The 26,544-nt window shown below is 43.4% G+C and carries 23 protein-coding genes; 13 read left to right on the forward strand and 10 right to left on the reverse strand.

Annotated elements, in window-relative coordinates:
* Positions 1-62: 62 nt before the first annotated feature.
* Together I3254_RS04545 and I3254_RS04550 are read left to right on the forward strand one after the other, a co-directional pair.
* On the forward strand, positions 63-644 hold the full coding sequence (locus I3254_RS04545; protein ID WP_057758462.1) for a tetratricopeptide repeat protein: 582 nt from the start codon (positions 63-65) through the stop codon (positions 642-644).
* Positions 645-873: 229 nt separating this feature from the next.
* Complete coding sequence (locus tag I3254_RS04550; protein WP_238051651.1) at positions 874-1,932, forward strand: rhodanese-related sulfurtransferase; 1,059 nt, start codon at positions 874-876, stop codon at positions 1,930-1,932.
* Between the two features lie 149 nt (positions 1,933-2,081).
* Here the strand turns inward: I3254_RS04550 and serA are convergent, their stop codons facing one another.
* A complete protein-coding gene (gene serA / locus I3254_RS04555; RefSeq protein WP_057758460.1) occupies positions 2,082-3,308 on the reverse strand; it encodes a phosphoglycerate dehydrogenase in 1,227 nt (408 codons plus the stop codon).
* Between the two features lie 336 nt (positions 3,309-3,644).
* Here serA and I3254_RS04560 point away from each other — a divergent pair, with 336 nt between their 5' ends.
* Positions 3,645-5,081 (forward strand): FAD-binding oxidoreductase, encoded by a 1,437-nt coding sequence (locus I3254_RS04560; protein ID WP_238051652.1) that lies wholly within the window; start codon positions 3,645-3,647, stop codon positions 5,079-5,081.
* 90 nt (positions 5,082-5,171) lie between these two features.
* Here the strand turns inward: I3254_RS04560 and I3254_RS04565 are convergent, their stop codons facing one another.
* A complete protein-coding gene (locus I3254_RS04565; protein WP_238051653.1) occupies positions 5,172-5,801 on the reverse strand; it encodes a BLUF domain-containing protein in 630 nt (209 codons plus the stop codon).
* Positions 5,802-6,339: 538 nt separating this feature from the next.
* On the opposite strand from I3254_RS04565, the gene I3254_RS04570 reads away from it, so the two are divergent.
* From I3254_RS04570 to lspA, 4 genes are all read left to right on the forward strand, one after another.
* Complete coding sequence (locus I3254_RS04570; RefSeq protein WP_134292634.1) at positions 6,340-7,977, forward strand: carbon-nitrogen hydrolase family protein; 1,638 nt, start codon at positions 6,340-6,342, stop codon at positions 7,975-7,977.
* Between the two features lie 186 nt (positions 7,978-8,163).
* A complete protein-coding gene (locus I3254_RS04575) occupies positions 8,164-8,712 on the forward strand; it encodes a protein disulfide oxidoreductase (protein WP_238051655.1) in 549 nt (182 codons plus the stop codon).
* Between the two features lie 450 nt (positions 8,713-9,162).
* Positions 9,163-12,024: an isoleucine--tRNA ligase gene (gene ileS / locus I3254_RS04580; protein ID WP_238051657.1), complete on the forward strand. Its 2,862-nt coding sequence runs from the start codon at positions 9,163-9,165 to the stop codon at positions 12,022-12,024.
* Entirely contained in the window at positions 12,017-12,673 is a 657-nt protein-coding gene (lspA, locus tag I3254_RS04585) for a signal peptidase II (protein ID WP_238051661.1), read from the forward strand. The genes ileS and lspA overlap by 8 nt, the downstream gene beginning before the upstream one ends.
* A 137-nt stretch (positions 12,674-12,810) precedes the next feature.
* Here lspA and I3254_RS04590 read toward each other — a convergent pair whose 3' ends face one another.
* Positions 12,811-13,479, reverse strand: coding sequence for a DUF1294 domain-containing protein (locus I3254_RS04590; protein WP_238051664.1), 669 nt, complete (start codon positions 13,477-13,479; stop codon positions 12,811-12,813).
* Positions 13,480-13,654: 175 nt separating this feature from the next.
* On the opposite strand from I3254_RS04590, the gene I3254_RS04595 reads away from it, so the two are divergent.
* On the forward strand, positions 13,655-14,152 hold the full coding sequence (locus tag I3254_RS04595; protein WP_238051666.1) for a peptidylprolyl isomerase: 498 nt from the start codon (positions 13,655-13,657) through the stop codon (positions 14,150-14,152).
* A gap of 48 nt (positions 14,153-14,200) precedes the next feature.
* Positions 14,201-15,241: an aldo/keto reductase gene (locus I3254_RS04600; protein WP_238051668.1), complete on the forward strand. Its 1,041-nt coding sequence runs from the start codon at positions 14,201-14,203 to the stop codon at positions 15,239-15,241.
* 169 nt (positions 15,242-15,410) lie between these two features.
* On the opposite strand, the gene I3254_RS04605 is transcribed toward I3254_RS04600, so the two are convergent.
* Entirely contained in the window at positions 15,411-16,211 is an 801-nt protein-coding gene (locus tag I3254_RS04605; protein ID WP_238051670.1) for a lysophospholipid acyltransferase family protein, read from the reverse strand.
* Between the two features lie 306 nt (positions 16,212-16,517).
* Between I3254_RS04605 and hflX the strand changes: the two genes are divergently transcribed.
* From hflX to I3254_RS04625, 4 genes are all read left to right on the forward strand, one after another.
* Positions 16,518-17,945 carry a ribosome rescue GTPase HflX gene (gene hflX / locus I3254_RS04610; RefSeq protein ID WP_057758442.1) on the forward strand — a complete coding sequence of 476 codons (1,428 nt, stop codon included), beginning with the start codon at positions 16,518-16,520 and terminating at the stop codon, positions 17,943-17,945.
* A gap of 376 nt (positions 17,946-18,321) precedes the next feature.
* Entirely contained in the window at positions 18,322-18,756 is a 435-nt protein-coding gene (locus I3254_RS04615) for a hypothetical protein (RefSeq protein WP_057758440.1), read from the forward strand.
* Positions 18,757-18,772: 16 nt separating this feature from the next.
* A complete protein-coding gene (locus tag I3254_RS04620) occupies positions 18,773-19,462 on the forward strand; it encodes an LrgB family protein (protein WP_102094604.1) in 690 nt (229 codons plus the stop codon).
* 485 nt (positions 19,463-19,947) lie between these two features.
* Positions 19,948-20,754 carry a lytic transglycosylase domain-containing protein gene (locus I3254_RS04625; protein ID WP_179799031.1) on the forward strand — a complete coding sequence of 269 codons (807 nt, stop codon included), beginning with the start codon at positions 19,948-19,950 and terminating at the stop codon, positions 20,752-20,754.
* A 171-nt stretch (positions 20,755-20,925) separates the two neighbouring features.
* On the opposite strand, the gene tsf is transcribed toward I3254_RS04625, so the two are convergent.
* The 6 genes from tsf to I3254_RS04655 all read right to left on the reverse strand — a co-directional run bounded on the left by tsf (position 20,926) and on the right by I3254_RS04655 (position 26,538).
* Positions 20,926-21,807: a translation elongation factor Ts gene (tsf, locus tag I3254_RS04630; protein ID WP_179799032.1), complete on the reverse strand. Its 882-nt coding sequence runs from the start codon at positions 21,805-21,807 to the stop codon at positions 20,926-20,928.
* Between the two features lie 360 nt (positions 21,808-22,167).
* The gene (rpsB, locus tag I3254_RS04635) at positions 22,168-22,959 is read right to left on the reverse strand and encodes a 30S ribosomal protein S2 (RefSeq protein WP_238051672.1); all 792 of its coding nucleotides are present in this window, start codon (positions 22,957-22,959) and stop codon (positions 22,168-22,170) included.
* 465 nt (positions 22,960-23,424) lie between these two features.
* Positions 23,425-23,874, reverse strand: coding sequence for a chemotaxis protein CheX (locus I3254_RS04640; RefSeq protein ID WP_057758429.1), 450 nt, complete (start codon positions 23,872-23,874; stop codon positions 23,425-23,427).
* Positions 23,875-23,909: 35 nt separating this feature from the next.
* Positions 23,910-24,359 (reverse strand): chemotaxis protein CheX, encoded by a 450-nt coding sequence (locus I3254_RS04645; protein ID WP_238051674.1) that lies wholly within the window; start codon positions 24,357-24,359, stop codon positions 23,910-23,912.
* 30 nt (positions 24,360-24,389) lie between these two features.
* Positions 24,390-24,752: a response regulator gene (locus I3254_RS04650; protein ID WP_102091535.1), complete on the reverse strand. Its 363-nt coding sequence runs from the start codon at positions 24,750-24,752 to the stop codon at positions 24,390-24,392.
* 61 nt (positions 24,753-24,813) lie between these two features.
* On the reverse strand, positions 24,814-26,538 hold the full coding sequence (locus tag I3254_RS04655; protein WP_238051676.1) for an ATP-binding protein: 1,725 nt from the start codon (positions 26,536-26,538) through the stop codon (positions 24,814-24,816).
* Positions 26,539-26,544 lie beyond the last annotated feature (6 nt).

The raw sequence follows: 26,544 nt of genomic DNA on the forward strand, positions 1-26,544 counted from the left end.
GCGAGACAATGTTTAGCGGTACAATTCTTTTTGCTTATTAACTGCCTAATTTTGGAGCTGCTATGAAATTATTAAAAGCTGCGTTGTTTACTGCATTATTTTCTTGTGCTGGTTTAGCCAATGCTGAGTTAATATCAAACGTACCGCTTGATACCTCACGTTTTGAGCTGATGCCTGTGAGCGAGTTGTCTAGTCGTGCCGCCCAAGGTAACGATCACGCTCAGTTCTATCTGGCCAAGCGTTTGCAAAAAGGTGAAGGTATTGCGCAAAATACCCAACAAGCAATCCAGTGGTACACCAAAGCCGCTCAGCAAGGTGTTGCCCCTGCTCAGTTAAACCTTGCCATCATGTATTTGCGCGGCGAAGGTGTACAGCCTAACTTGCAACAAGCCCGTCTGTGGTTAGAAAAAGCTGCGATGCGTGGCGATAACCGTGCCAGTTACACGCTTGCGCTATTAGATGAAAAGCAAAAAAATCTGGTCGATGCCTATAAATGGTATGACTTGGCTGCCCGTGATGGCATGTTAGACGAAAAAGTCCGTAACAAAGCACGCGGTAAAATTGGTCAGTTGGCATTAAACTTATCAAGTGATGACATCGCCAGTGCTCGTAGCAAAGCAGATACTTGGTTCCAGAGTAAGTAAACTCTAACTTTCGTATTACGAATTGAATATAAAAAAAGCTCAGTATTTTACTGGGCTTTTCTGTTTTCTATAACATCAAGCCAAGCAATACAAACTATTCAAAACCCATCTAAAATTTGCTACACTACGCGCGCATTAATCAATTCCACAATTGAGATAATGTTATATACCTATCTACTTTTTTATTATCATTGCACTAGGTTTGCGACCTAGCCAGCAGGAGAAAGACATGAGCATCAACAAAGAAACCGCGATAACTGACAACAATTCAGCCCCTGTATACGATAGTGTAACTAATAATATCGTCGTTGCCGCACTATATAAGTTCACGCGCTTTGCTGATTTTGAGCAATATCGTGAGCCTATCCTAAACACTATGCTCGATCACGATGTGAAAGGTACGTTGTTACTTGCAAGCGAAGGCATTAATGGTACGATTTCTGGTACGCGTCAAGGTATCGATGCCGTACTTGACTACCTGCGTAGTATTGAGGCGATTGGTACGTTTACCTTTAAAGAGTCCTATACTGACGCACAGCCTTTTTATCGCACTAAGGTGAAGCTAAAAAAAGAAATCGTCACTATGGGTGTCGAGAATATCGATCCATTGGAATCCGTTGGTCGCTATGTAAAACCAAGCGAGTGGAATGCGTTGATCTCAGATCCTGAAGTCACTTTGATCGATACGCGTAACGATTATGAGGTGCAAATCGGCACCTTCCAAAATGCAGTCAATCCGAACACTGAAACGTTCCGCGAGTTTCCAGAATACGTTTCAAAAGAGCTTGATCCAACCAAGCATAAAAAAGTGGCGATGTTCTGTACAGGTGGTATCCGCTGCGAAAAATCTACTGCCTATTTACGCGAGCAAGGGTTTGAAGAGGTCTATCATTTAGAAGGCGGTATCCTAAAATACCTAGAAGAAGTTCCTGCCAGTGACTCTATGTGGCAAGGCGACTGCTTTGTTTTTGATAACCGTGTATCCGTCAACCACAACTTAGAAAAAGGCAGCTACGAGCAGTGTTTTGCATGCCGTATGCCGATCACTGTCGATGAGATGCAAAGCCCTGCCTATATCAAAGGCGAGTCATGCCCACACTGTATCGACAAAGCGACCGACGAGCAGAAAGCCCGTTTCCGTGAGCGCGAGCACCAAATGCAGCTAGCCAAAAAGCGTGGCGAAGCCCATATCGGTAGCGACGTGATGGATGTAATCGAAAAACGTAAAGCCGCTAAGATGGAAGCTCGTCTACAAGCGGAAGCTGCAAACAATACTAAAGCCAATTAAACTTAGCATTAGTACAATAAAAAAGAAGTAAAATAAAAAAGAGAGGCTCTAATCAATAGAGCCTCTCTTTTTTTATGATAAATCTTCAATGCGTATCAAAACTATTAGCACTGATACAGTTAATCCAATTTGAAAGCGGATTGACTATATTAAAATAAGATACGTACGCGGATAGTCTCTTCTACATCTTTTAATTGGTCTAGTGCAGCGGTCGAATCGTTATAATCGACATCCATCACTAGATAACCAACATCACCTTCTGTCATCAGGCTCTGCGCTAGGATGTTGATGCCAGCTTCAGCAAATAAGCGGTTAATCTGAGACAGTACGCCTGGCACGTTTTTGTGAATGTGTAGTAGACGATGCGAGTTTTCTTTGAACGGAATAGAAACTTCTGGGAAGTTCACAGCAGTCGCCGTATCACCTTGGTCAGAGTATCTAACAAACTTATCTGCTACTTCCAGTCCGATATTGGCCTGTGCTTCTTGGGTTGAACCACCGATATGCGGCGTCAAAATCACATTATCAAACTTACGTAGTGGTGACTCAAACTCTTCGTCAGCTGATTTTGGCTCTTTTGGGAACACATCGATAGCCGCGCCCAAAATTTTACCAGACTCAAGCGCATCTGCTAGATCATCAATCTCGACGCACGTACCGCGAGCCGCATTGATAAAGTAGCTGCCTTCTTTCATTTGAGCGAATTGCTCAGCTTTCATCATATAGCGAGTGCTTGGTACATCAGGTACATGCAATGTCACGATGTCAGCCGTTGACAGTAGCTCTTCTAGGCTACCAACTTGTACCGCGTTGCCTAGTGGCAATTTGGTCACAGCATCATGATAGATGACTTTCATACCGAAGCTTTCTGCCAAGACAGACAGTTGCGAGCCGATAGAGCCATAACCGACGATACCGATAGTCTTGCCACGCACTTCGTGTGAATTGGTCGCAGACTTACCCCAGCCACCGCGATGTACGGTTGCATTCTTTTCGGGAATACCGCGGTACAGCATAATGGCTTCGGCCAATACTAGCTCAGCTACCGAACGAGTGTTCGAGAATGGCGCGTTAAAGACAGGGATACCAAGATCACGAGCGGCATCTAGATCTACTTGGTTGGTACCAATACAAAAGCAACCAATGCCGATAAGCTTATGTGCGTGCTCAAGTACTTCACGCGTCAACTGAGTGCGCGAACGAATACCGATAAAGTGAGCATCTTTGATCTTTTCAATCAGCTCGTCTTGATCTAAGGCGTGACTGATATTCTCGATGTTATGGTAACCAGCTCCTTCCAATACTTTTAGGGCATTGTCATGTAGACCTTCAAGCAATAAAAACCGGATTTTGTCTTTTTGTAGTGATAACGCCATATGAGAACTGTCCTATAATTGTTTTATAAGATTACCTGTTGGATAATCTATGATGGAGGAAACGAAAACAGTCCCGATATCTTACACAAAATTTGAGGTCGATGTTAGCAGATTAGATGAATTATTGGTTATCAAGCCTGAAAAATTTTTATGCTATAGTGAATTATTCTGTTTGAAACCGTTCGAATCAATTATTTATTACTTACCTCTTCTTATAGATAAAAATTATCATCCACTTATTACCTCTACGAGCTGACTCATCACTGAATTTATAGTTATTTCGCTATATAATAAACAGTCCCAGCATCGTGCTTACGCCAATATTGAGATTTGACCATGACGCCAACTACCGCTCAGAACACATCCGAAACCAATGCCGTGCAAACCATCTTGAGCACGCTTACTGATACCCATGATTTTGACCCGACCCAAATCAAAACCGATGCTGAGAGTTTAGAGCATTGGGGTAAAGACTGGACCAAACACTTTGCTCCTGCTGCTGCTGCCATCGTCTTTCCAAAGACCACCGAACAAGTACAGACTATCGTCCTGCTTGCCAATGAGCATAATGTTGTCCTGACGCCTAGTGGTGGTCGTACTGGTCTGTCTGCTGGTGCCGTCGCTGCTAACGGCGAAATCGTCGTTAGCATGGATAAAATGAACCAGATCGGACAGTTCTATCCTGCCGATCGCATGGTTGAAGTCGAAGCCGGTGTCGTCACCCAGCAGTTGCAAGAATTCGCTGAATCAAAAGACCTATACTACCCTGTCGACTTTGCCTCAGCAGGCTCTAGTCAGATAGGCGGCAACATCGGCACCAACGCAGGCGGCATCAAAGTCATTCGCTATGGCATGACCCGTCAATGGATTATGGGACTGACTGTTGTCACTGGTAAAGGTGATATCTTGCAGCTGAATCGCGGCATGGTAAAGAATGCCACCGGTTATGACCTACGCCAACTATTCATCGGTAGCGAAGGCACGCTTGGTCTTGTTACTCATGCGCAAATCAAACTTGAGCGTCAGCCACAAGACTTAAACGTCATGGTACTTGGTATGGATAGCTTTAACGATGTGATGAACGTACTCTCTGCTTTTCAAGCACAGATTGATTTAACAGCGTTTGAGTTCTTTGACGATGTAGCGATTGATAAGCTGATGGCACATGGTCAAGTACAAGAGCCCTTTGAATCACGTACCAAGTTTTATACGCTATTAGAGTTTGAAGCGCCTTATGAGCCGATTATGGATAAAGCCATGGCCATATTTGAGCATTGTATGGAGCAAGGTTGGGTTGTCGATGGGGTGATGAGTCAAAATCTCACACAGGCTGAAGAGCTATGGAAGCTACGTGAGTATATCTCAGAGACCATCTCAGTCTTTACCCCTTATAAAAACGATGTCTCGGTGCTAATAAGTCACGTACCGACCTTTATCGAAGAGATTGATCACATTGTCAGTAGCAACTATCCAGACTTTGAAGTCTGTTGGTTCGGTCATATTGGCGATGGTAATTTGCATCTCAATATCTTAAAACCTGAGAATATGAATAAAGATGATTTCTTTGCTGAGTGTCAGGTCGTCAATAAATACGTGTTTGAGACGGTACAGAAATATGGCGGTTCAGTGTCTGCTGAGCATGGGGTTGGTATGACGAAGAAGCCGTACCTGCACTATAGCCGCAGTGAGACGGAGATTGATTATTTACGAGAAGTCAAAAAAGTATTCGATCCAAACAACATTATGAACCGCGGTAAGATTTTCGATATGTGATTAGTACTCTAAACGCTTAACCCAAAAAAAAGACGCTAACCCGAGAGCTAGCGTCTTTTTTATGGCTTTATAATTCGCAAAAACTACAATCTATAAATATAACAGTATCAATGCGACGACCAGTAGTATGCTCAAAAACCCTTGAATAATCAGAAATGCCTGATGCGGTGCCGCGATATGGCGCACCATATTACCTAAAGCATTATAAGTAATACCTGCCGCCTTAATATGGGGTGGACTATCGAAAGTTTTGATAATTTGCAAAAACTGTTCGGTCCGATCAGATGACCAACCGTGCGGCGCAAATGGTAAAAACGGAGATAATTGTGCGGCCTGTTTCTTGGTCGCGGGTGACCATAACCAACGCTCCAAAAACAGCAAGCGCATACGCCAGTCGGCAAAGCTGCGATGATTGATGACTTGTAATAGCAATACTTCTACATTCTTATGACGACTATCGACAAAGATACGCTCTTGCAGATTAAATACATCTGACTTTTTGCCTTCGATACATTGCAGGAAGTGACCATTGCCGTAGCATAGCGTGCCTGTGATGTTATGCTGCTGATTGTAGTTGCGTGCGTGGCCTTCTACTTCGTCAAAGATAGAGGTGCTTAGACGCGAGCCAAGAGTCAGCGTACTGACATAAACCAACTGAACCAAAGCGGAGTCATCTATGTCATCCCACTTCATGATTCTATTGGTATGATTTAAAGGCATAATAAAATAATCCTAAGAAGCCGATGAGATACGGCTAAACGAAACAAGCAACACAATACTATGCCTGAGTTGAACCAAAAAATTGACTCACAAAAACGTAGCAAATATTTACTACGTGAGACTGTTATTACCGTTACAGCTTGCTATGATAACAAGCAAAACAAAAGGTGCTGATTAGATATTATTTAGATTCTATATTGAGATAATAAATAACAAGAAAGTCGCAGGTACAATGATAATGCAGAGTTGTGCGCTTATCGATGTTTACTAACCTAATAGATATAAAGCGATATAGAATGCGGCAGTCGCTATCCTTTAGCCCTCTACGTTAATCGAAACAAGCACCAAACATAATGAGTAAAACAGTCTAAGATATCAACATAACCTATTGTAAATACGGCAATAAATTATTGTAACGACAATATCTTCCTATTGGAATGTTTTTATTACTTTTTTGCACAAAAATCGGCACACCAATGTGCTATGACACCATTATTTGATACCACTACATTCAATAGCTATTCAAAACAGGAAACTTATGAGTAAGATGGAAAAACTAGATGACTTTCACCTCACGATTGCTGAGATCAAGAAAAAAGATTATCCACAATTAAAAGCCTTAATGGATCGTGTCTATGTAAACTTGGGTGGCGCGTGGTCAAAGACAACCATTCATACTTTAATCGATGCTTTTCCAGAAGGTCAGATTGCTTTGTTTGATCATGATCAGCTGATTGGTATCGTGCTCTCCATGCGCGTTGACTATGCCAAGTTTTCAAATCCACATACCTATGACGATTTGATTGGGCAAAAAGAAATCATTAGAGACAATCCAGAAGGTGATGCCATTTATGGTTTAGATGCACTCATCGACCCTGATTATCGCGGCTACCGTCTCGGTCGTCGTCTTTATGATGCACGCAAGGAGTTATGCCGACAGTTGAACTTCCGCGCTATCTTAGCTGGCGGGCGTATACCTAACTATCATAATCACAAGGATCTGACTCCAGGCGAATATATTGATGCCGTTGAAAGCCGTGAAATTCACGATTCAGCTTTGTCGTTCCAGCTGTCTAATGGCTTTATCGTTAAACGTATTTTGACCGCTTATCTGCCAGATGATAAGCAATCAAAAGGCTTTGCTACCTTGCTTGAGTGGGCAAATATTTACTATGAGCCTAAAGACTATAAGCCTAATACTCGCAAGTCTGAGGTACGTATTGGTGGTATCCAGTGGCAGATGCGTGAAGTCGAATCCCCTGAAGAATTACTGCAACAGGTTGAGTTCTTTGTGGATATTATGGCTGACTACAACTCAGACTTTGCCTGCTTACCTGAGTTTTTCAATGCGCCATTGATGGGTCTGTGTGAAGAAACCGATCAAAATATTGCTATTCGATTTTTGGCGGGTTATACCGAGTGGTTCAAAAATGAAATCTCGCATTTAGCGGTCAGTTATAACGTCAACGTCATTACCGGTTCGATGCCGTTACTGGACGAAGACGATACCTTATACAACGTCAGCTATCTGTGCCGCCGTGATGGTACGGTTGAAGAACAACGTAAAATTCATATTACTCCGCATGAGCGCAGCGCTTGGGTAATCGAAGGTGGCGATGAAGTCAAAGTGTTTGATACAGATGCGGGTCGTATCGGTATCTTGGTCTGCTACGATGTTGAGTTCCCTGAGCTTGCACGTCTGATGGCACTTGATGACATGGATATCTTGTTTGTGCCCTTCTGGACCGACACCAAAAACGGCTATCTACGTGTCCGCCACTGTGCACAAGCCCGTGCTATCGAAAACGAATGCTATGTGATGATTTGCGGTTCAGTGGGTAACTTACCGCAAGTTGAGAGTTTGGATATTCAGTATGCTCAATCGTCGATTTTTTCACCGTCAGACTTTGCGTTCCCGCATGATGCGATTATGGCAGAGACCACTGCCAACACGGAGATGGTATTCTTCTCTGATGTAAACTTGGACAAGCTGACTCACGTTCGTCACGAAGGCTCAGTACATAACCTGATTGACCGCCGTGATGATTTGTTCAGCTTAAAGTGGAAGCGCAAGGCCAAAGTTCCAGCGAGCAAATTGAGTGATGAGCAGCGCCTTGAAAATTCAGGCAGCGTGCTTATTGGTGATCCATTACAAAACCGAGCACAAAAGCCATAATAGGTTGACGTCGCACACTTATAGTAGACTTTATAAATAATGCGGCTGATTTTCAGCCGTTTATTTTTATCTACTGTCGACTCTTTGTGCAATGACTATATAGGCAATCACGATAAGATAAGCAGTGACGATAAGCCATCATTTGGAAATAACTGAGAACAATATGCAAACCAAAAAGCGGATGTCATGACGACCGATATTGAGCAAACAGAAGTAAAGCCAAAGAAGCAGCCGAAGCGAAAGATCATTTCGATACTTAAAACGATAATGTTATATGGTCTCATGTTTGTCGTGATCTATAGCGTGGTCAATTGGTGGCGACAGCCTGTCATGCCTGCCAACCCTCAATTGCAACTGACCGATTACCAAGGGCAAACTATCGACTTGGCAGCGATGAGCCACGAGCGTCCTACGCTGGTATACTTTTGGGGTACGTGGTGTTCAGTCTGTAGTTTCACCTCACCTACCATCAATAAGCTCGCAGCGGATAATTATCCCGTTGTCACTGTTGCCGTACAGTCCGGCTCAAACCAAGAGTTACGCGGCTACCTCGATCAGCATCAGTTTGATTTCACCACCATAAATGATCAACAAGGCAATATCTTTGCAGATTGGCAAGGACAAGTCACACCGTCTTATGTGGTATTAGAAAATGGCGAGATGACACAAGGGCTGACAGGTATTCAGCCGTTATGGTCATTGAAACTGCGCTTGTGGTTAGCATCTGTTTTTTAGCACTTGAGCCGTACTTTATATTTCAATAAATAAGCATTCAAGGAGCTTATAGCTGCATCTTTGCTGAGGATATATGACGTAGATAAACGATTGATATTGGACAAAATTGGGCTGACCTCGCACAGCTCTTTTTACCCTACCCTTTTTGTCATATAATAGCTGCCGATCTAAATATTTTTTTGAATTATTTTTACTAGCATATTTTATGTTGCAATCGTCTCGTTACCATTTATTATTGACGTAACTATTTGCGGACTAATGAGCGACAATGGGTATTTATTGACATGATGGTTGATAAACCGACTATGATGAGCAATATACCTACTATTAGTAATTAAGCATTATCAATACCGCGTGACACTCAGTACTATATTGAACTACATTGAACATCGAGCCTTGTATCCGGTTTTGAACCGACACACAAACCTACCTTTTAAAAAGACACCTTCTATGACTGATAAAAGCACTGACACACCAAGCCAAGATTACAAAGACACGCTGAACCTTGCGGATACGCCATTTGCGATGCGCGCAAACCTTGCCAAACGCGAGCCAGATTGGTTGGCTGCTTGGGAAGCGGATGACGTGTACGGTAAAATTCGTCAGGCGCGTGCTGGTGCAACCAAATATATTTTGCACGATGGCCCTCCATACGCCAACGGTCAGATTCACTTGGGTCATGCGGTCAATAAAGTACTAAAAGACATTATTGTAAAATCAAAAACCTTATCAGGATTTGATGCGCCTTATGTCCCTGGTTGGGATTGTCATGGTCTGCCAATCGAACAAAAAGTCGAAGCCAAGGTCGGTAAAGTTGGTCAAAAGGTTTCTGCTACTGAATTCCGTGGTCTATGCCGCGAATATGCGAGTACTCAGATTGAACTGCAAAAGGCAGACTTCAAGCGCTTAGGTGTGTTTGGTGATTGGGACAATCCGTATCTGACCATGAACTTCCATCAAGAAGCCAACATCGTACGCGCGCTTGCCAAAATCTATGACAATGGTCATGTGACTCGCGGTATGAAGCCAGTCAACTGGTGCTTGGACTGTAGCTCTGCCCTAGCAGAAGCAGAAGTAGAATATCAAGACAAAGTCTCTGATGCAATCTATGTCAGCTTTGATGTGCTCGGTACGGATAAAGTAGCCGCCTTGGCTGAAGTAGCAGGAAATGTTGCTGCTGTTATTTGGACCACCACGCCTTGGACACTACCTGCCAACCAAGCTATCTCAGTACATCCTGAGCATAACTATAGCGTGGTTGCGACCGAAAAAGGCAACTTGCTACTAGCAGCTGATCTTGTAGAAACGGCGTTGAGTGAGCTGAAATTAGAAAATAATGGCATCTTAGCGACCGTATCAGGCAGTGAGCTTGAAGGCCTACATGCCCAGCATCCACTAATTGCAGACCGTCAAGTGCCGCTCATCTTGGGCGATCATGTAACCACAGATAGTGGTACGGGTCTGGTACATACTGCACCTGGTCACGGTTTAGACGATTATATCGTTGGTCTAAAATACAACTTACCAGTGGAAAACCCAGTAAGCGGTACAGGCGTTTATTTAGATAGCGCTGCTGTATTTGCAGGCGAGCACATCTATAAAGCCAATCCAAAAATCATCGCTGCACTACATGAAAATGGTCATCTAATCAGCCATACCAAAATTGAGCATAGCTATCCGCATTGCTGGCGTCATAAGTCGCCAATCATTTTCCGTGCTACGCCTCAATGGTTTATCAACATGGAAACTAAAGGCTTACGTGCTCGCGCGCTTGCTGATATTCCTACAGTCAACTGGACCCCAGCGTGGGGACAAAACCGTATCGAATCAATGATGACGGGGCGTCCTGATTGGTGTATCTCACGTCAGCGTACGTGGGGCGTGCCGATTACCTTCTTTACGCATAAAGAAACAGGCGAACTGCATCCAAACACGCTTGAGCTAATGGAAACTGCGGCGCAAAAAATCAATGAAGGCGGCGTAGAAGCGTGGTTCGATGCTAGCTGTGAAGACTTCTTAGGTAGTGAAGCCGCTGACTATGACAAAGCAACTGACACATTGGACGTTTGGTTTGACTCAGGAACGACGCATTTTGCGGTACTGGATCAGCGTGATGAATTGACCAATCCAGCTGATATGTATCTAGAAGGTTCTGACCAACATCGCGGTTGGTTCCAGACGTCACTACTGACGTCAGAAGCCATGTATGAGCGCCCACCATTTAAGCAAGTACTGACCCATGGTTTTGTGGTCGATGAAAACGGTCGCAAGATGAGTAAGTCACTTGGCAATATCATCACCCCGCAAGAAGAAATCAATAAAACAGGTGCGGATATGCTGCGTCTGTGGATTGCCTCAAGTGACTATCGTTATGAGATGAGCGCAGGTAAGACGGTCTTTAAAGGTGCGATCGATATGTATCGCCGTATCCGTAATACCTTACGTTTCTTACTTGCCAATACCGATGACTTCAATCCAGCGACCGACAGCATTGATATCAATGAATTGGTTAGCCTTGATAAATTCATCATTGAGCGCGCACAAACCGTACAAGCGCAAATCATTAGCGCTTACGATGCGATGGACTTTCACCAAGTCACTCAGCACGTGACGGCGTTTTGCTCGCAAGACTTGGGTAGCTTCTATCTAGATATTATCAAGGATCGCCAGTACACCACGCAGGCGGATGGTCAGCCTCGTCGTTCTGCGCAGACGGCTATCTACCATATTACTCATGCGCTGATTCGCTGGATTACCCCAATCCTATCATTCACGGCGCAAGAGGCTTGGGAAGTACTGAACCAACGTGATACGGATAAAGGCGGCTATGTATTCACTCAAGAGTGGTACGAGTTCCCAGCGTTTGAGCTAAGTGCTATTAGCAATGATGACTGGCAGCGCATCATGTTCGCCAAAGACATGGTGAACAAACATATCGAGACTGCACGTGGCGAAAAAATCATCAATGCCAACTTGTCTGCCGACGTGAGTCTATATGCTGACGGTGCTATGTATGAAAGCCTAGCTAAGCTTGATGAAGAGCTTCGTTTTGTACTAATTACTAGTAACGCTGCACTAAAGCCAATGAGCGAAGCACCTGCTGATAGCATCGCACAGACAGACGAAGCGACCGACACCAATACCGAAGAGGCTGTAGATTTAGTGGTACAAGTAAGTGCGGCTACTGGTACTAAGTGCGTACGCTGCTGGCACATTCGTGATGACATCGGTACAGATAGCGCACACCCTGAGCTATGCGCGCGCTGCGTAACCAATGTCAGTGGCGATGGCGAGGTACGTCACTATGCCTAACCCAACTGATTCGTCTGAAAGCCAGCATGACCAGCAGCCGCAGGTTGAGGTTGACCATTCGCCTAAGCCTGCTCATGCAACCACGGGTAGCTCGACTACACCTAGAAGTCGTCTGAACAAGTCAACAAATAGGACACCAAAGCTGGTGGCCAATGGTAGTCGTGCTTTTATGTGGTACTTTCTGGCATTGGTTATTGTCATCATCGATCAGTGGACTAAATGGTTGGCAGAAACTAAGCTGACCTTTCATGATCCAGTGCCGGTGATTGAGCCATTTCTCAATTGGACATTGGCTTATAACTATGGCGCGGCATTTAGCTTTTTGGCAGATGCTGGCGGTTGGCAGAAGTGGTTTTTTTCAGGATTGGCACTCGTCATGTCGCTATTTTTAATCATCTATCTGATTAAAGCACCGCGCAAAGCCACGCTGTTATCTTTTGGTCTAGCCTTAGTGTTGGGCGGTGCAGTTGGTAATTTAATCGACCGCTTACTACATGGTCATGTGATTGATTTTATCCATGTGCATTATGCTGATGTTTGGCATTATCCGATTTTTAATATCGCGGATATCGGTATATCTATCGGTGTACTATTAATTGTCATTGATATGCTATTTTTGGAAAAAAAGCGTGAAATGCCACGGTCATAATTATGTGTAGTTAGATAAACCAGTTCAATTCATAAACAAAAAAGGTGGGTTACGTATTCGTAACCCACCTTTTTTATCGATCGCTTTAGTGCTTTCGTCATACCCGTAGCAATACTGCTAATCGTGAATGCTATTATTTATAGCAATTCTGATAGTAAATCAGTGACAGTCTCTAACCCACCACCTGCCAATAAAAACAGTAATCCTGCCATGTTCACAACGACGGTCAAATAATAGGTGACACGAAACTCAGGCTTTTGTGATTTGTGACGCAAATACGTCTGAGCCAATAGTGCGCCTACCCAACCGCCAAGCGCGCTTAGTATATGCAGTGTAGACTCCGGCGTACGCCAGTCGCCACTTTGCGCAGCAGCTTTGTCTTTGGCATACATTATATAAGTGATTAACCCTAGTGCAGCATACCAACCGACCACTAGCCAGCTTAGTTTATCTGTCGCTGCTAATAAAGCTAAGACACCATAAAAAGCCAGTCCAAGAAACGAGCGTTTCTTTTGGCCCGCTTCAAACTCTGCTTGATGGCTACGTTTCTGATTGCGCTGACGGATCTGATGATTTTTTTGTGCCATTTTTTGCTGTACAAGCCCAAGCTCTTGTACTTGCTTGGCTCGCTTGCGTCCCTCCGCATCCTGTCCAATGCTAAAGACCACTGCCTCACCGATATTAGGACGGCGCTGAGCCTTAAACTCACTCACATGAAAGAAGACAGACTCGCCCGCTTCAGTTTCAATAAAGCCAAACCCTTTATCGTCCTGCCATTTTTTGACAGTGCCTTGTTGTTTATTCACTACCGACACCTCATATCTTTTAGAATTGCCAATTATAGTACACCATCTGCGTTACATTATTGACGCTTACATCTGGTCTTAGATGGCTTATTATTTCTTACACTATAATACTGCAATTAAAAACACTTTAATCAAACTCATTATTTTCTATTCTAGCAACCGATGGCTTTTTATTATGACTCAATCTCAATTTATTAACCCAAACGAAGACACTCGTATCGCTTACGGCAGCCTCGTTAAGCTGCACTTTGAAGTTTCACTAGAAAATGGCACTATCATCGACTCAACCTTTAATCGTGATGCACCTGTGTCTTTGACAATTGGTGATGAGAGCTTGTTACCTGGTTTTGAGCAAGTACTGATGAATCTACGCGCCGGTGACACTCGTACCGCACACCTTGAGCCAGAGCAAGCATTTGGTGAGTGGAATCCTGAAAACATCCAACATTTTAGCCGTACTCAATTTGCGCTAGTCGCTGACAATCCAGAGATTGGCATGATGGTTGAATTCGAAGACAAAGGCAAAAACACCTTGCCCGGTACGATCAGCGCCATTGATGTTGACCAAGTCGAAGTGGACTTCAATCATCCGCTGGCTGGGCAAGACGTATTATTTAAAGTAAAAATCTTTAAGGTCACACCACCTGGCGTCACTGGTATACAACTTATGTAGTTGCCCAAACGCACAATCCACAATAAAAAAACGAGAAAGGACAATCGAATGCAATATACAACGCTACCGCAGCTCGATGAAAAAGTATCTAAGATCTGTCTAGGTACGATGACTTGGGGACAGCAAAATAATAAAGCTCAAGCACATGAGCAAATGGACATGGCACTCTCTGAGGGTGTGAACTTTTGGGATACTGCCGAGATGTACCCATCACCACCAGACAAAGACAAACAGGGTGATACCGAACGATTCATGGGTACTTGGTTTGATAAAACCAAACAGCGTGACAAAGTCATCCTTGCCAGCAAAATATCACCAATGGATTTTTTGCGCGATGGTCAAACACGCTTTAACGCGCAGCATATCAGCAGCGCTATTGACGGCAATCTTGCCCGCTTGCAAACAGACTATATCGATATTTACCAACTGCATTGGCCAGAGCGTCAAGCCAACTTTTTTGGTCAGCGTGGCTATGATGAAGAGATGGCTTCACAGTCATTAGACGATTTAACGCCATTTCTAGAGACTATTCAGGCCCTGAATGATGAGATCAAAAAAGGTCGTATTCGTGCTTATGGTTTATCGAATGATACCGCGTGGGGACTCATGCGCTACCTATGGGAAGCAGATAAAAACGGTCTAATTCCACCACTTACCGTGCAAAACCCATATAGCCTATTAAACCGCTTATACGAAGTCGGTATGGCAGAGATTGCCCATCGTGAAAACGTTGGTCTACTTGCATATTCACCGCTTGGTTTTGGTGTGTTGTCTGGTAAATATCTTGATGGTAAACGTCCAACTGGTGCACGTCTGACTATGTATGATCGTTTCGGTCGTTATGTGAATGAGCAAGCCAAATCAGCCACTGAGCAATATGCCAAGATAGCTGCTGATGCAGGTCTGGACATGGCGCAGATGTCATTGGCTTTTGTAAACTCTCGTCACTTTGTCACCAGCAACATCATTGGAGCGACAACGACCGAGCAACTCAAATCAAACATCGACAGTGTCAATGTGGAGCTAACAGCAGATGTATTAGAAGCGATTGAAGCGGTGCATACACAGCAACCTAATCCATCACCATAGTTGGTATTTTATAGAGACTGGATGTTAATAGAGCCTGCTGAATAAATAATATTAAGTTCGCTCTATTAAATCTCCTATAAGAAAGGGCGCAAATCGTTTCGATTTGCGCCCTTTTATTAACTGGCTGAGATTAGCTGCACTAGTTCAACTCTAACTAGCTTATAAGTAATCAGTCTTCAACTGGTGCGCTAAGTACTCTTGAGTGCAGCTCAGCCAACCCTTCATTCATGCGTGCTTGCAATAAATTGGTCAGCTCGCTTTTGTTACGACCCTCTGGATCTATAGGCGCGAGTGGCAATACATAAGCGGTCACATTTTTGCTATCGAGCACTTTTTTCATACTTTCTTTCATCGTCAGCTTACCATAGTATGGCAATGCGTCGCTTAGTGTGCCGTCTTTATTGACATAAGCGATGATGATCGGTCTGATAGGCACATCAGCGTCAATGGCTGCTTGCAGCAATGTTCCATAAATGCGCTTTACTTTTTTACCACTAGTGGTCGTCGCCTCAGGGAAGAAAATAATCGAAAAACCTTTGGCTAAAAAGTCAGCAATCTGCGCCGATACTGAGCTTGCATCACCGGAGCCGCGCTCAATGAAAAGCGTTCCTGCGGCATGAGCAAGTTTGCCAAATACAGGCCATTCACCGATTTCAGCCTTGGATAAAAAGAACGCTGGGCTCACAGTACCAACGACAGGGATATCCATCCATGACACGTGATTCGATACCCATAAGCCATGGAACTGCTCTACAGGTTCCACTTCTACCACTTTTACCCCAAAAGAGCCTGCCATCTTGCGGCAGAATGTCTGGATATAGCGTGGTAGGGTCTCGCGTGGTGGCTGCTTAAATGCACCGATACGCTTCGCCGCGCGTATGCCGCCGACCATGGTCGTGGTCATACCAGCCACCTGTCGGCCTCGGCTCAACTGTCGTCTGAGTGAAAAGCTTGATTTAGCTTGGCTCATCTTCGCCCTCATGATTAAATAACGGGTGTTTAATAGTCAAAAAACGAGCCCAGTATAACAAAGTTCGCACACTCAGTGATAGCTTGTTCACTCAGTGAATGCTGACTTTTATACAAATGGGTAATAAAGCAGATTTATAAAAAATTATCCGCAGCAAACGCTGTAACATAAAACCATCGCTAATTATGCTAATACGCTTTAATATCAAGTGATAAGACCATATATAGATAATCATATGAACGCTACGTCAAAGCTTCTTGAGCTGATCATAGCGAGACATTTACTTTATTAAATAGGTGATACTCTTTGGATTATTTTGAAAGACATGAAGGTGGCGAACGCGCCATTTTAGTACATTTAGACATCCGCCAAATTCAAGATCCTGACGATCTTAGTGAATTTGAGCTGTTGGCTGATTCAGCAGGTGCCGATCGTTTGGCATTAGTCACTGGATCACGCTCGCGCCCTGACGCCAAATACTTCGTTGGTAGCGGAAAAGCAGAAGAAATCGCAGAACTAGTGCGCGAACACGAAGCAGATATCGTACTGTTTAACCACAGCCTGTCGCCATCACAAGAGCGTAATATCGAAGCGCTAGTGAAGTGCCGCGTGTTGGATCGTACTGGTTTAATTTTGGATATTTTTGCGCAGCGTGCCCGTACCTACGAAGGTAAGCTGCAAGTAGAGCTGGCTCAGCTTAACCATCTATCAACACGTCTGGTACGTGGTTGGACGCATTTGGAACGTCAAAAAGGTGGTATTGGTCTGCGTGGGCCGGGTGAGACTCAGCTTGAGACCGATCGTCGTTTATTGCAGACTCGCGTCAATCAGCTAAAGAGCAAACTAGAAAAAGTTCGCCAGACCCGTGCGCAAGGTCGTGCCCGTCGCCAAAAATCAGACGTACCGACCATCTCACTGGTCGGCTATACCAATGCGGGCAAATCTACTTTGTTCAATCGTTTGGTTGATGAAAATATCTATGCTGCTGACAAACTATTTGCGACGCTAGACCCTACCCTGCGCCGTCTAGACTGGCAGGGAGTTGGTCGTGTCGTCTTAGTCGATACGGTTGGTTTTGTCCGTCATCTGCCGCATGAGCTGGTTGAGTCTTTTCATGCAACCCTAGAAGAAACGCTAGAAGCAGACTTGTTATTGCACGTTATTGACTCCTCTAGCGAGGACATGCACGAGCAGATTCAAGCGGTCAAAGAAGTATTGGCAGAAATCGATAACGATGTACCTGTGCTCAATGTCTACAACAAGATTGATCTGACTGATGAGCCTGCACATATCGGCTATGCTAGCGAAGGTCAGCCAAACCGCGTCTATGTTTCTTCTAGACAGAACCTAGGCATGGAAGAGCTAACGCTTGCCGTACAGCAACTGCTGACAGGTAAACTGACGACGTTTGATTTGACCTTGCCGTATGATGCTGGACAGTTCAAAAACACCTTATATGAACTGGGTGTTATTGAAGAAGAAAGCTACGACGATACAGGTCGTGAATGTCTGACGATTCGTCTGCCAAGTGACCGTCTAAGACAGCTACTGGGTCAAGCAAACTTGAAACCTATCGATGTATTGCCGCTTGCACAAGCAACACTACTGATGCCGGTACTCGAAGAGTTTGAGAAGGTTGACGACGTTGAAGAGCCAACCATGACAGAGGCTGAAGAAAAGGCGTTTGACGAGTTTGATGCATTACACTCAGAAACAGCTGATTCAGAAAAATAATGATCATTTCTGCAAAATAAGAATTATTGTTAAAGTGAGTCATTTGCGACAGTAGTTGAATGAACGTTTGATTCATACTGTTAGATCACAAACCCTTATATAGTACGTTAAAATAGAATAGACGATATCCATTGATATCGTCTATTTTTTTTGGATATGACCAGTCACGGTGCATAGGCTTTATTAGTTGCCCCACTCTCTATATAATCGCCTGTTATACATTCAATAAATATTGATAGATAGCGTTAATACTTTAAAAGTGAATCATTGCTACTATCAGTATGCATAGCATCATTTTCTAAGTTGTGTTCTTGGTGCGATCGCGCATTTTGTTTTGTACACCATCCATTTATATCTGACTTGGCCAGAATTGCTTATGAAGCCTGCTCACTCTCCCCATCTCCCACTATGGCTTGCGTTAATTCTAACGTTGACCATGGTTATCGTTGTCCGAGAAACGGCGGTTGTCCTCTGTCAAATGGCAGGCATCGAAAAAGCGGCCAATATTGTCGGCTTGGTTGCGATGTTTGTTATCTTGATGGCGTGGCGATTGCTTAAAGGGTTGCCGAGCTGGCTCACACAGGCCAGTAATACTTTACTAGTCGATAGTGGTTTTGCCTTCTTACCAGTTTCTGCTGGTGCAGGCTTGTTGCTATTTGCTCTAGGAGATGAGCTATTGGGTGTGATGATAACGATGATCGTTAGTACGCTCATACCACTGTGGGGACTGGCATTATTGGCCAATCGTTGGCTTAACCATGCTGCAAACACTGATAGTACGACTACCACTGAGCAAAAGGGACAGCCGTGAGCTGCGGAGAGATATTATGACTTTTGACAGCGTATTTATGGCAACCCTAGCCGCAATACTATTAACCTTGGCAGCACACGTAATTGCACGTGTATTGGCGCGTAAGTTGTCATGGTTACCGATGGTCATTACCGCACTTGTCCTAGTACTTGTTTTCCTATTTTTACTGCAGTGGGATTACAACAACTATTACAGCGCGGCAAAACCTGTATTTGACCATCTGTTGGGATATGTGACAGTACTCTTGGCTGTGCCATTGGCGGCGATGAATTTTAAAGGCTTACCAGTCAAAAAACTCACTCTAATTGTCGCTATTGCTAGTGTCGTTGGCGCATTATTGCCTATGTCACTGGCCTATTTATTTTCGCTCAGTCATGAGACCCTATTGGCTTTCGCTACCCGTTCTGTTACGACGCCGATTGGCCTGAGTGTCGCAGATTTAATCAAAGCACCATTGGCAATGGCTAACCTAATTATCATCGTCTCAGGATTGATAGGTGGTACGGTCGCTCGCTTTTTGTTCCGCGGTATCAATGATGACCGAGCCAAAGGTCTAGCACTAGGTTTAGCAGCTCACGCGTTTGGTACTGTAGAGGCATGGCAGATCAGTCATACAGCAGGACGTTATGCAGCATTTGGCTTGGCAGTGAACGGGTTAGTTACCGCAGTTTGGGTACCTATTTTTATCAGCGCTATTGGCATCTAGTCATCACTAAAAGCCTACCTACACTATTCTTATATTTTTAAGAACCTAACCATTAATAGTATTATCTACTATTAATTTCAGATTGGAAATCACCTCGACTATTCAAATGTCATTATTATTTCTTAAAAAATTGAGACACTTTATTTATCTGAATTCATAAACGAAAAAACCGACTACAAATGGCTCATAAAGTAACCCAGAAAATTTAGCATATTGATTTACCTAAGATTATTTAACAATGAAAATCTGATTTTACAACTTAGTTCGTCAATCTGATACGCCAAAAAGTTATTATATGTTATAGTAAGCAACTATTATTTTTTGTATTTATTGCAAGTGGTTCCTTATTGAAAGTAATAATTGCTCAGCTGCTGTCTTCACAGTGGGCTAAATAATTCTGCAAACTCAGTAACCGCTTAAGCGCCTAAATCAACGCATATGTAGGCAAAACAATTTGCTGTTATTCGATAAAAAGTGATTTTACTATGATAAATACGGCTACTTTGATGACTCGCTGCTTATCTCCCCTTTTACTAAGTGCCATTGCTCTTTCGACCTTTTCTGTCGCTGCCAATGCAGGCAACATGTATATCTACAAAGACAAAGGTGGACAAGTGCTGTTGACCAACGTCAATCCTAGTGGAAATTTTGATAAGTTCACGAAAAAAGTAAAAGTAACTTATTATAAAGACTCTAAGATGTATGACGGAAGTAGCGATAGCTATGGTAGCAGCGCCGCGAGCAACAGCGGAAGTCGCAACTCTTACGACAGTTACATTCGTGCGTCCGCTGAGCGCAACGGTGTGGACCCTGCCCTAATGAAAGCGATGATGCATACCGAATCAGCTTTTAATCCAAACGCACGTTCACCAGTAGGCGCACAAGGCCTTATGCAATTGATGCCAGCGACTGCGCGCCGTTTCAATGTGAGCAATCCTTGGAACCCTGCAGACAATATCGAAGGATCAGCCAAATATATCGCATGGCTTATGCGCCGCTTCAACAATAATGTCGAACATGCTGTCGCAGGCTACAATGCGGGCGAAGGCAATGTCGATAAATACGGTGGCATCCCTCCATTCAAAGAAACACGTAACTATGTTCAAAGAGTGATGAGCCGTTATCATAGCTTGTATAAGAATGATGCCGGACTGTTTGGTGCAAGCATCAGTGCTAACAATCAAACCAGTAGCACCAGTACAAGTAGTGGCTTACAAAATGTCAGTTATGGCACCAGCAGCAATGTGAATAGTGCCAGCTATGCCAACTCAGCCTACGCGGCTTTACGCTAAGCCAGTTATCTAAAAGCCAGACATAAAAAAGCCCATTAACGAATTAATGGGCTTTTTTATGTCTGGACGATTTATGTCATGATGCTTTATATCTTGATGCATTAAGAGTGATAAAGCCAAACTGTGAGCCACAATTAAGGACTCACAGCCTGATCCAACACTATTTGGTACTTACTTGTTAGCAGCCTGAGTTGCAGCAACTTCAGCAGCGAAGTCTTCTTGCTTCTTCTCGATGCCTTCACCAACTTCTAGACGTTTGAAGCCAAGTACTTTTACGTTTTCAGCTTTTAGGACTTCGCCAACTTTCTTGTCGTTGTCCATAACGTATGGCTGACGTAGTAAAGTTACTTCGTCTAGGTACTTACGTAGGCCACCTTCGATCATCTTTTCAACGATGTTGTCAGGCTTGCCAGACTCACGAGCTTTTGCTTCGATGATGTCTTTTTCACGTGCCAATACGTCAGCAGCAACATCTTCATCATCTACAGCAACAGGGTTGAATGCAGCGATATGCATAGCAAGGTTTTTGCCAGTGTCAGCGTCGCCACCTTCAAAAGATACAACTACACCGATACGTAGACCATGACGGTATGCAGCGATGTTAGCACCTTCAAGAGTTTCAACACGGCGAATCTGGATGTTTTCACCGATTTTCTGTACTAGTGATACACGTGCTTCTTCAACAGTCTGACCTTCGCCATAAGACAATTCAGAGATAGCAGCAACGTCAGTTACATTGTTTTCTAGCGCAAGGTTAGCAACTTTTTCTGCAAATGCAGTAAAGCTGTCATCTTTTGCAACGAAATCAGTCTGGCAGTTAACTTCTAACAAGAATGCTTTGTTCTCGCCTTGAGCGATGATGATAGCGCCGTCAGCTGCGATGTTACCAGCTTTTTTAGCTGCTTTAGCTTGACCAGATTTACGTAGGTTATCAATGGCAACTTCAACATCACCGTTTGATTCTTCTAACGCTTTTTTACATTCCATCATGCCAAGACCAGTACGGTCACGCAATTCTTTTACCATTTTGGCAGATACTTTTACTTCTGTCATAAGAGTCACCTTAGTATAGTTATGTATAGGAGTGCTGTATTTCTATTCAATATCTTAGTATTACTTAAAATCTAGCAGACAGCTCGTTTTGAACGATTACTAATATAGCCATAAATGATGTCAAACAAATAACATCTATACAGTACAGCGATATAACCAGTAGGAGCGATAATACTCGCCCAATAGCTGCTCGCTTATATGCATGGCATTATTAATAAGGCTTTATTCAATAACAAGGCATGACGAGTAAAACTACATCATGCCTATTATGAGCTTATACGCTGTTCAAAACATTATATGGATGCTGATAGATACACTATCAAGACATCCTTACAAAGTTAAACTTTTTAAGTCAGCTACTTATTCTGCTGGAGTTGCAGCAGCTTCTTCTGCAACTGGCGCTTCTTCAGTTGCAGCAGGTGCTTGCTCAGCTTTACCACCAGCTTGAGTTTGTGCGTATTCTTTACCAGCGATGATAGCATCAGCCATAGAAGTTACGTACAAAGTCACAGCACGGATAGCATCATCGTTAGCTGGGATGATGTAGTCAACGTTGTCTGGGCTAGAGTTAGTATCAACGATACCGATAACTGGGATACCTAAGTTCTTGGCTTCTTTAATAGCGATTGCTTCGTGATCTACGTCTACTACGAAGATAGCGTCAGGTAGGCCGCCCATGTCTTTGATACCACCTAGTGAACGCTCAAGTTTTTCCATATCGCGAGTACGCTCTAGCGCTTCACGCTTAGTTAGCTTAGCGAAAGTACCGTCTTCTGCTTGCTTTTCTAGCTCTTTTAGACGGTTGATTGACTGGCGTAGAGTTTTCCAGTTAGTCAACATACCACCTAACCAGCGATGGTCAACGTATGGCATACCAGCGCGAGCTGCTTGCTCACGTACGATACCGCTTGCAGCGCGTTTAGTACCAACAAATAATACTTTGTTTTTCTTAGCAGCTAGGCCGTTTACGTAAGTCAACGCTTCGTTGAACGCTTTTACGGTGTGCTCTAAGTTGATGATATGGATTTTGTTACGTGCGCCAAAGATGTATGGACCCATTTTTGGGTTCCAAAAACGTGTTTGGTGACCAAAGTGAGCGCCTGCTTGTAGTAAGTCGCGCATTTCGATTTTGGTTGGATTCTTTGTAGCCATGAGAATATATCCTATTGGTTGGGTTATGCCTCCACATCACAAAAACAGCCTATTTAGCGACACGCATCTGCTACCGGTTAGTTTTCATTAGTAAAGCACTAACAGATCACAAATTAATCAAGTCGCCAAACACCCAGCAATTTTTTGCCATGATGTGTGTGTCATTGGTTGGTTTAAAAAAAGAAGCTATCGCTAGATTGAAGCAAATGCTCAAATCTAAACTATAAAGTGAATTATAAAAAATAGCTGCGCTGTATTTTATCACATAACGCTTTAGAATCTCCAGCAGTTTGTTTGTAGTGTATCAATAAGATAAAAACAAAACATGGCGATAATAAAACAAAAAAAAGCGATGCATTTGCATCGCTTTTTTCATGATTATCTTCTTAATAGCTATTTTTCAAGCAGGGATACCGCCGTCACTCTCTTATAGTTATCACTCGTTTATAGAGGATTGAATATAACTTATGCAATGCAAATACCAATGACCGCTTTGTAACCACGCCACGTAAATGGTGTGATGTAGCTTTGACGGTCTTTAGGCAAATAAGACACGCTTGGCGCACTTTCTACAATGTGCGGCGGAGAGATAATAAACTCTGAACCAAACTCTGTCCGAGCGTTACCTGAGATTGTATTGGCCATTTCACCTAACAAATCTTTCATCATCGTGATTGAAGAGTCAGGCTCGCCCATCACTTTGATGACTTCTCGCAACATCACGCTTGGTGCACTGACATAGACGCAGCCTTCCAAAGGCCCTGATATCTTAATGACACCGCTATAATCAAAGCCAATCGCGCTTTTGTTGTTGTTCAAGTAAGGGGTATCAATTGACACTTCCGAGCCATCGATTTGCGCAAAAAACGCATTGATCGAGCTTAGAAACACACCCAATTTTTCTACTTTAACCATAATATATTAATATCCATCTGTATTACGTGGCAGCATTAATCTTGCAAGCAAACCACAATCTCGCCTACTTGAGAATGCCAAGTGATGGGGATGATAAAAGAACGCTCATCGTTCGGCAACACAATACTTTGCGGCGCACCTTTAAACATAAATGGTACAGAGATATGAAACTCTGAGCCAAACTCTTTGCGTGCATTGCCTGCGATTGTATTGGCCACTTCCCCAGCCAGATCTACATAGTTCTCTTCACTTTTATCGGTTTCGCCCATACTGTCTAAGATTGAAGACAGCAAGTCACGCGTCGCCGAAAAATATACCACGCCTTTTTGGCCACCAGATATACCAATCACGCCTGTATAGTCATGGACTTTTGGCTGTTTGTTTTCTAGTAAGTAAGGGGTATCGGCAATAAGCTCTTCTCCGCCAAACTGATCAAAGTAATTACTAATAATGCTCAAAAAAATCTGTAACTTTTGTTCTTTCATAATGATATCTGCTGTAGTCGATGAATGGTGTTAGTCTTGCATCAGCTCATACAAAGACTCTACAAGCTCCTCTTCCGAGAAGGGCTTGCACAAAAAGCCACTGGCACCTAGTGACAATGCTTCAATGCCGGTGGCTTTGTCCGATAACGCTGATACCACTAAAATGCGTACTTCAGGATCAATCGCGATGATTTTTTCAATACACTCTAGCCCATCCATTTGTGGCATGGTTAGGTCCATGGTGATCACATCAGGACGGTGGACATTGAACTTTTCGATGGCTTGAACACCGCTAGTCGCTGTCGCCACCAGCATGAACTTTCCTGAATCGTATGCACGCTGAATACGGTTTCTAATAATATTTGAATCATCAACAATCATTAACTTATACATAACTTATCTACTACCTTTAATGAAGTGCTTGTCGTCCCTGACAATATAATTACTATTTTGATTAAGCTTTAGGTAAAGTAATGACAAACCGTGTCATCTGACCCAGCTCGCTATTTACATTAAGCTTGCCATCATACTCTTTTACTTTTGCTTTGATGATATCAAGTCCAACACCGCGGCCACCGTCTTCATCTGCGTGCTCTTTGGTAGAAAATCCAGAAGAGAACAGCTGTTTGAGTAAGTCGCCTTTGCTAAGCTGATTTGCCTCTTCCGTACCGAAACGACCTTCTTGAATCAGCTTATTACGGATGTTGTCATAGTTGATACCCTGTCCGTCGTCTTGCACCACCAACATAAAGTTTGAACCGTTGTCTTGCACTTCCAAATCAATGGTCCCAATGTCAGTTTTGCCAGTAGCATGACGCACACTTGGCGACTCGATACCATGGACTACCGCATTACGCAGCAACTGAATACTGATTTCTTTGATTGGCTTTGCAAGATGCGCCGGAATGCTGGTTTGGGTCAGCGTCGTACTTTTTAGCTGTACTCGCTTGCCTTGTCTGGAAGCAATCTCTTTTGTAAACTCATTGTAAAAAGACAATAAATCGTCATCTGCTTCATTGTCTAAGTCGATATCTAGCCCACCATCGAAGTCAGCATTGCTAGCTGCATGGTCTGCTACTGGACTTTGAGTAGCGACTGGTGCTTGTACGGTTGACGACTTAGCTGCTGTCGGTGCTGAGCGGTTGATACGCTCACCCAATGTCGCAATTGTATTCGACAAGCTAAGCAAGTCATCCAAATGTACCGCCAATGGTAAGAAGTCATTACCAGATAACTGACCTTGGTTTTGCAATGCATGTAACTTGTCTTCAGCATCAGAAGCAATCTTCGTAAAGCTGTGTAGTTTTAGTGCTGATGCTTCACCTTTTAAGCTATGCATTTCACGATAAATAGCTTTTAATTTACCTTCAAGCTCGTATTGTGAGCTACCAGGATTTTTCAAGATGTTATTCATCTTCTCAATATGCGCTTGGGTATTACCAATAAACTCATTAATAATCTTTGGATTTACATTCAAGATAGTCGTTAACATCTCAATCTGCATATCGTTTTGTGAACGCTCTTTTTCTAGGCGCTGTTCTAAGTAGACTGCATCTGATACATCGTTCACGTTGACCAAGATACGGGCAATGTCTTTATTGTCATAAACACGTGAGAATTTAAAATCTAAGAAGCGATTATCAAGACTCTTGTCTTCAGATAGGTTATGTAGCATGACCTTGTTTAACGGGTTAAGTGAATCTACCAGTTTTTCTTTCACTCGAGGGTTATAGAGCTGTTCAATAAACTGCTGGGTGGTCTTGAGGTCTTTATCAGAGATACGACCACGTAAGACATTGGTAAAGTTCTCCCCTGCCAAGCTATCAGAGCCGATGATATTGTTCAGCGCGCGAGAATGCTGTTGACCAATATTCAAGTCCTTATCAAGTAGGAAAAGACCTGTATTTACCGTTTCCATAATCTCTTGCGTTTCTTGGCGAGCGGCAAGTGCTTCAGCATCCGTCTCACGTAGACGACGTACAAAGAAGAATACGAAGATTAGGAAGTAGGTAAAAATAGCGGCAACACCAAGCACCTGAATAAGACGAATGGTAGTTGCTTGACGTTGTGCACTATCGAACACGTCTTTTGTCAAATTATCCAAAGAATCGTTAATAAACAAACTTGATGTTTTCGCCTGTTCAACGGCCTGCGTCAATTCATCAGCAGACGTTACCATGATATT

The sequence above is a fragment of the Psychrobacter sp. Ps2 genome, assembly GCF_022129405.1.
Taxonomy (GTDB): Bacteria; Pseudomonadota; Gammaproteobacteria; order Pseudomonadales; family Moraxellaceae; genus Psychrobacter.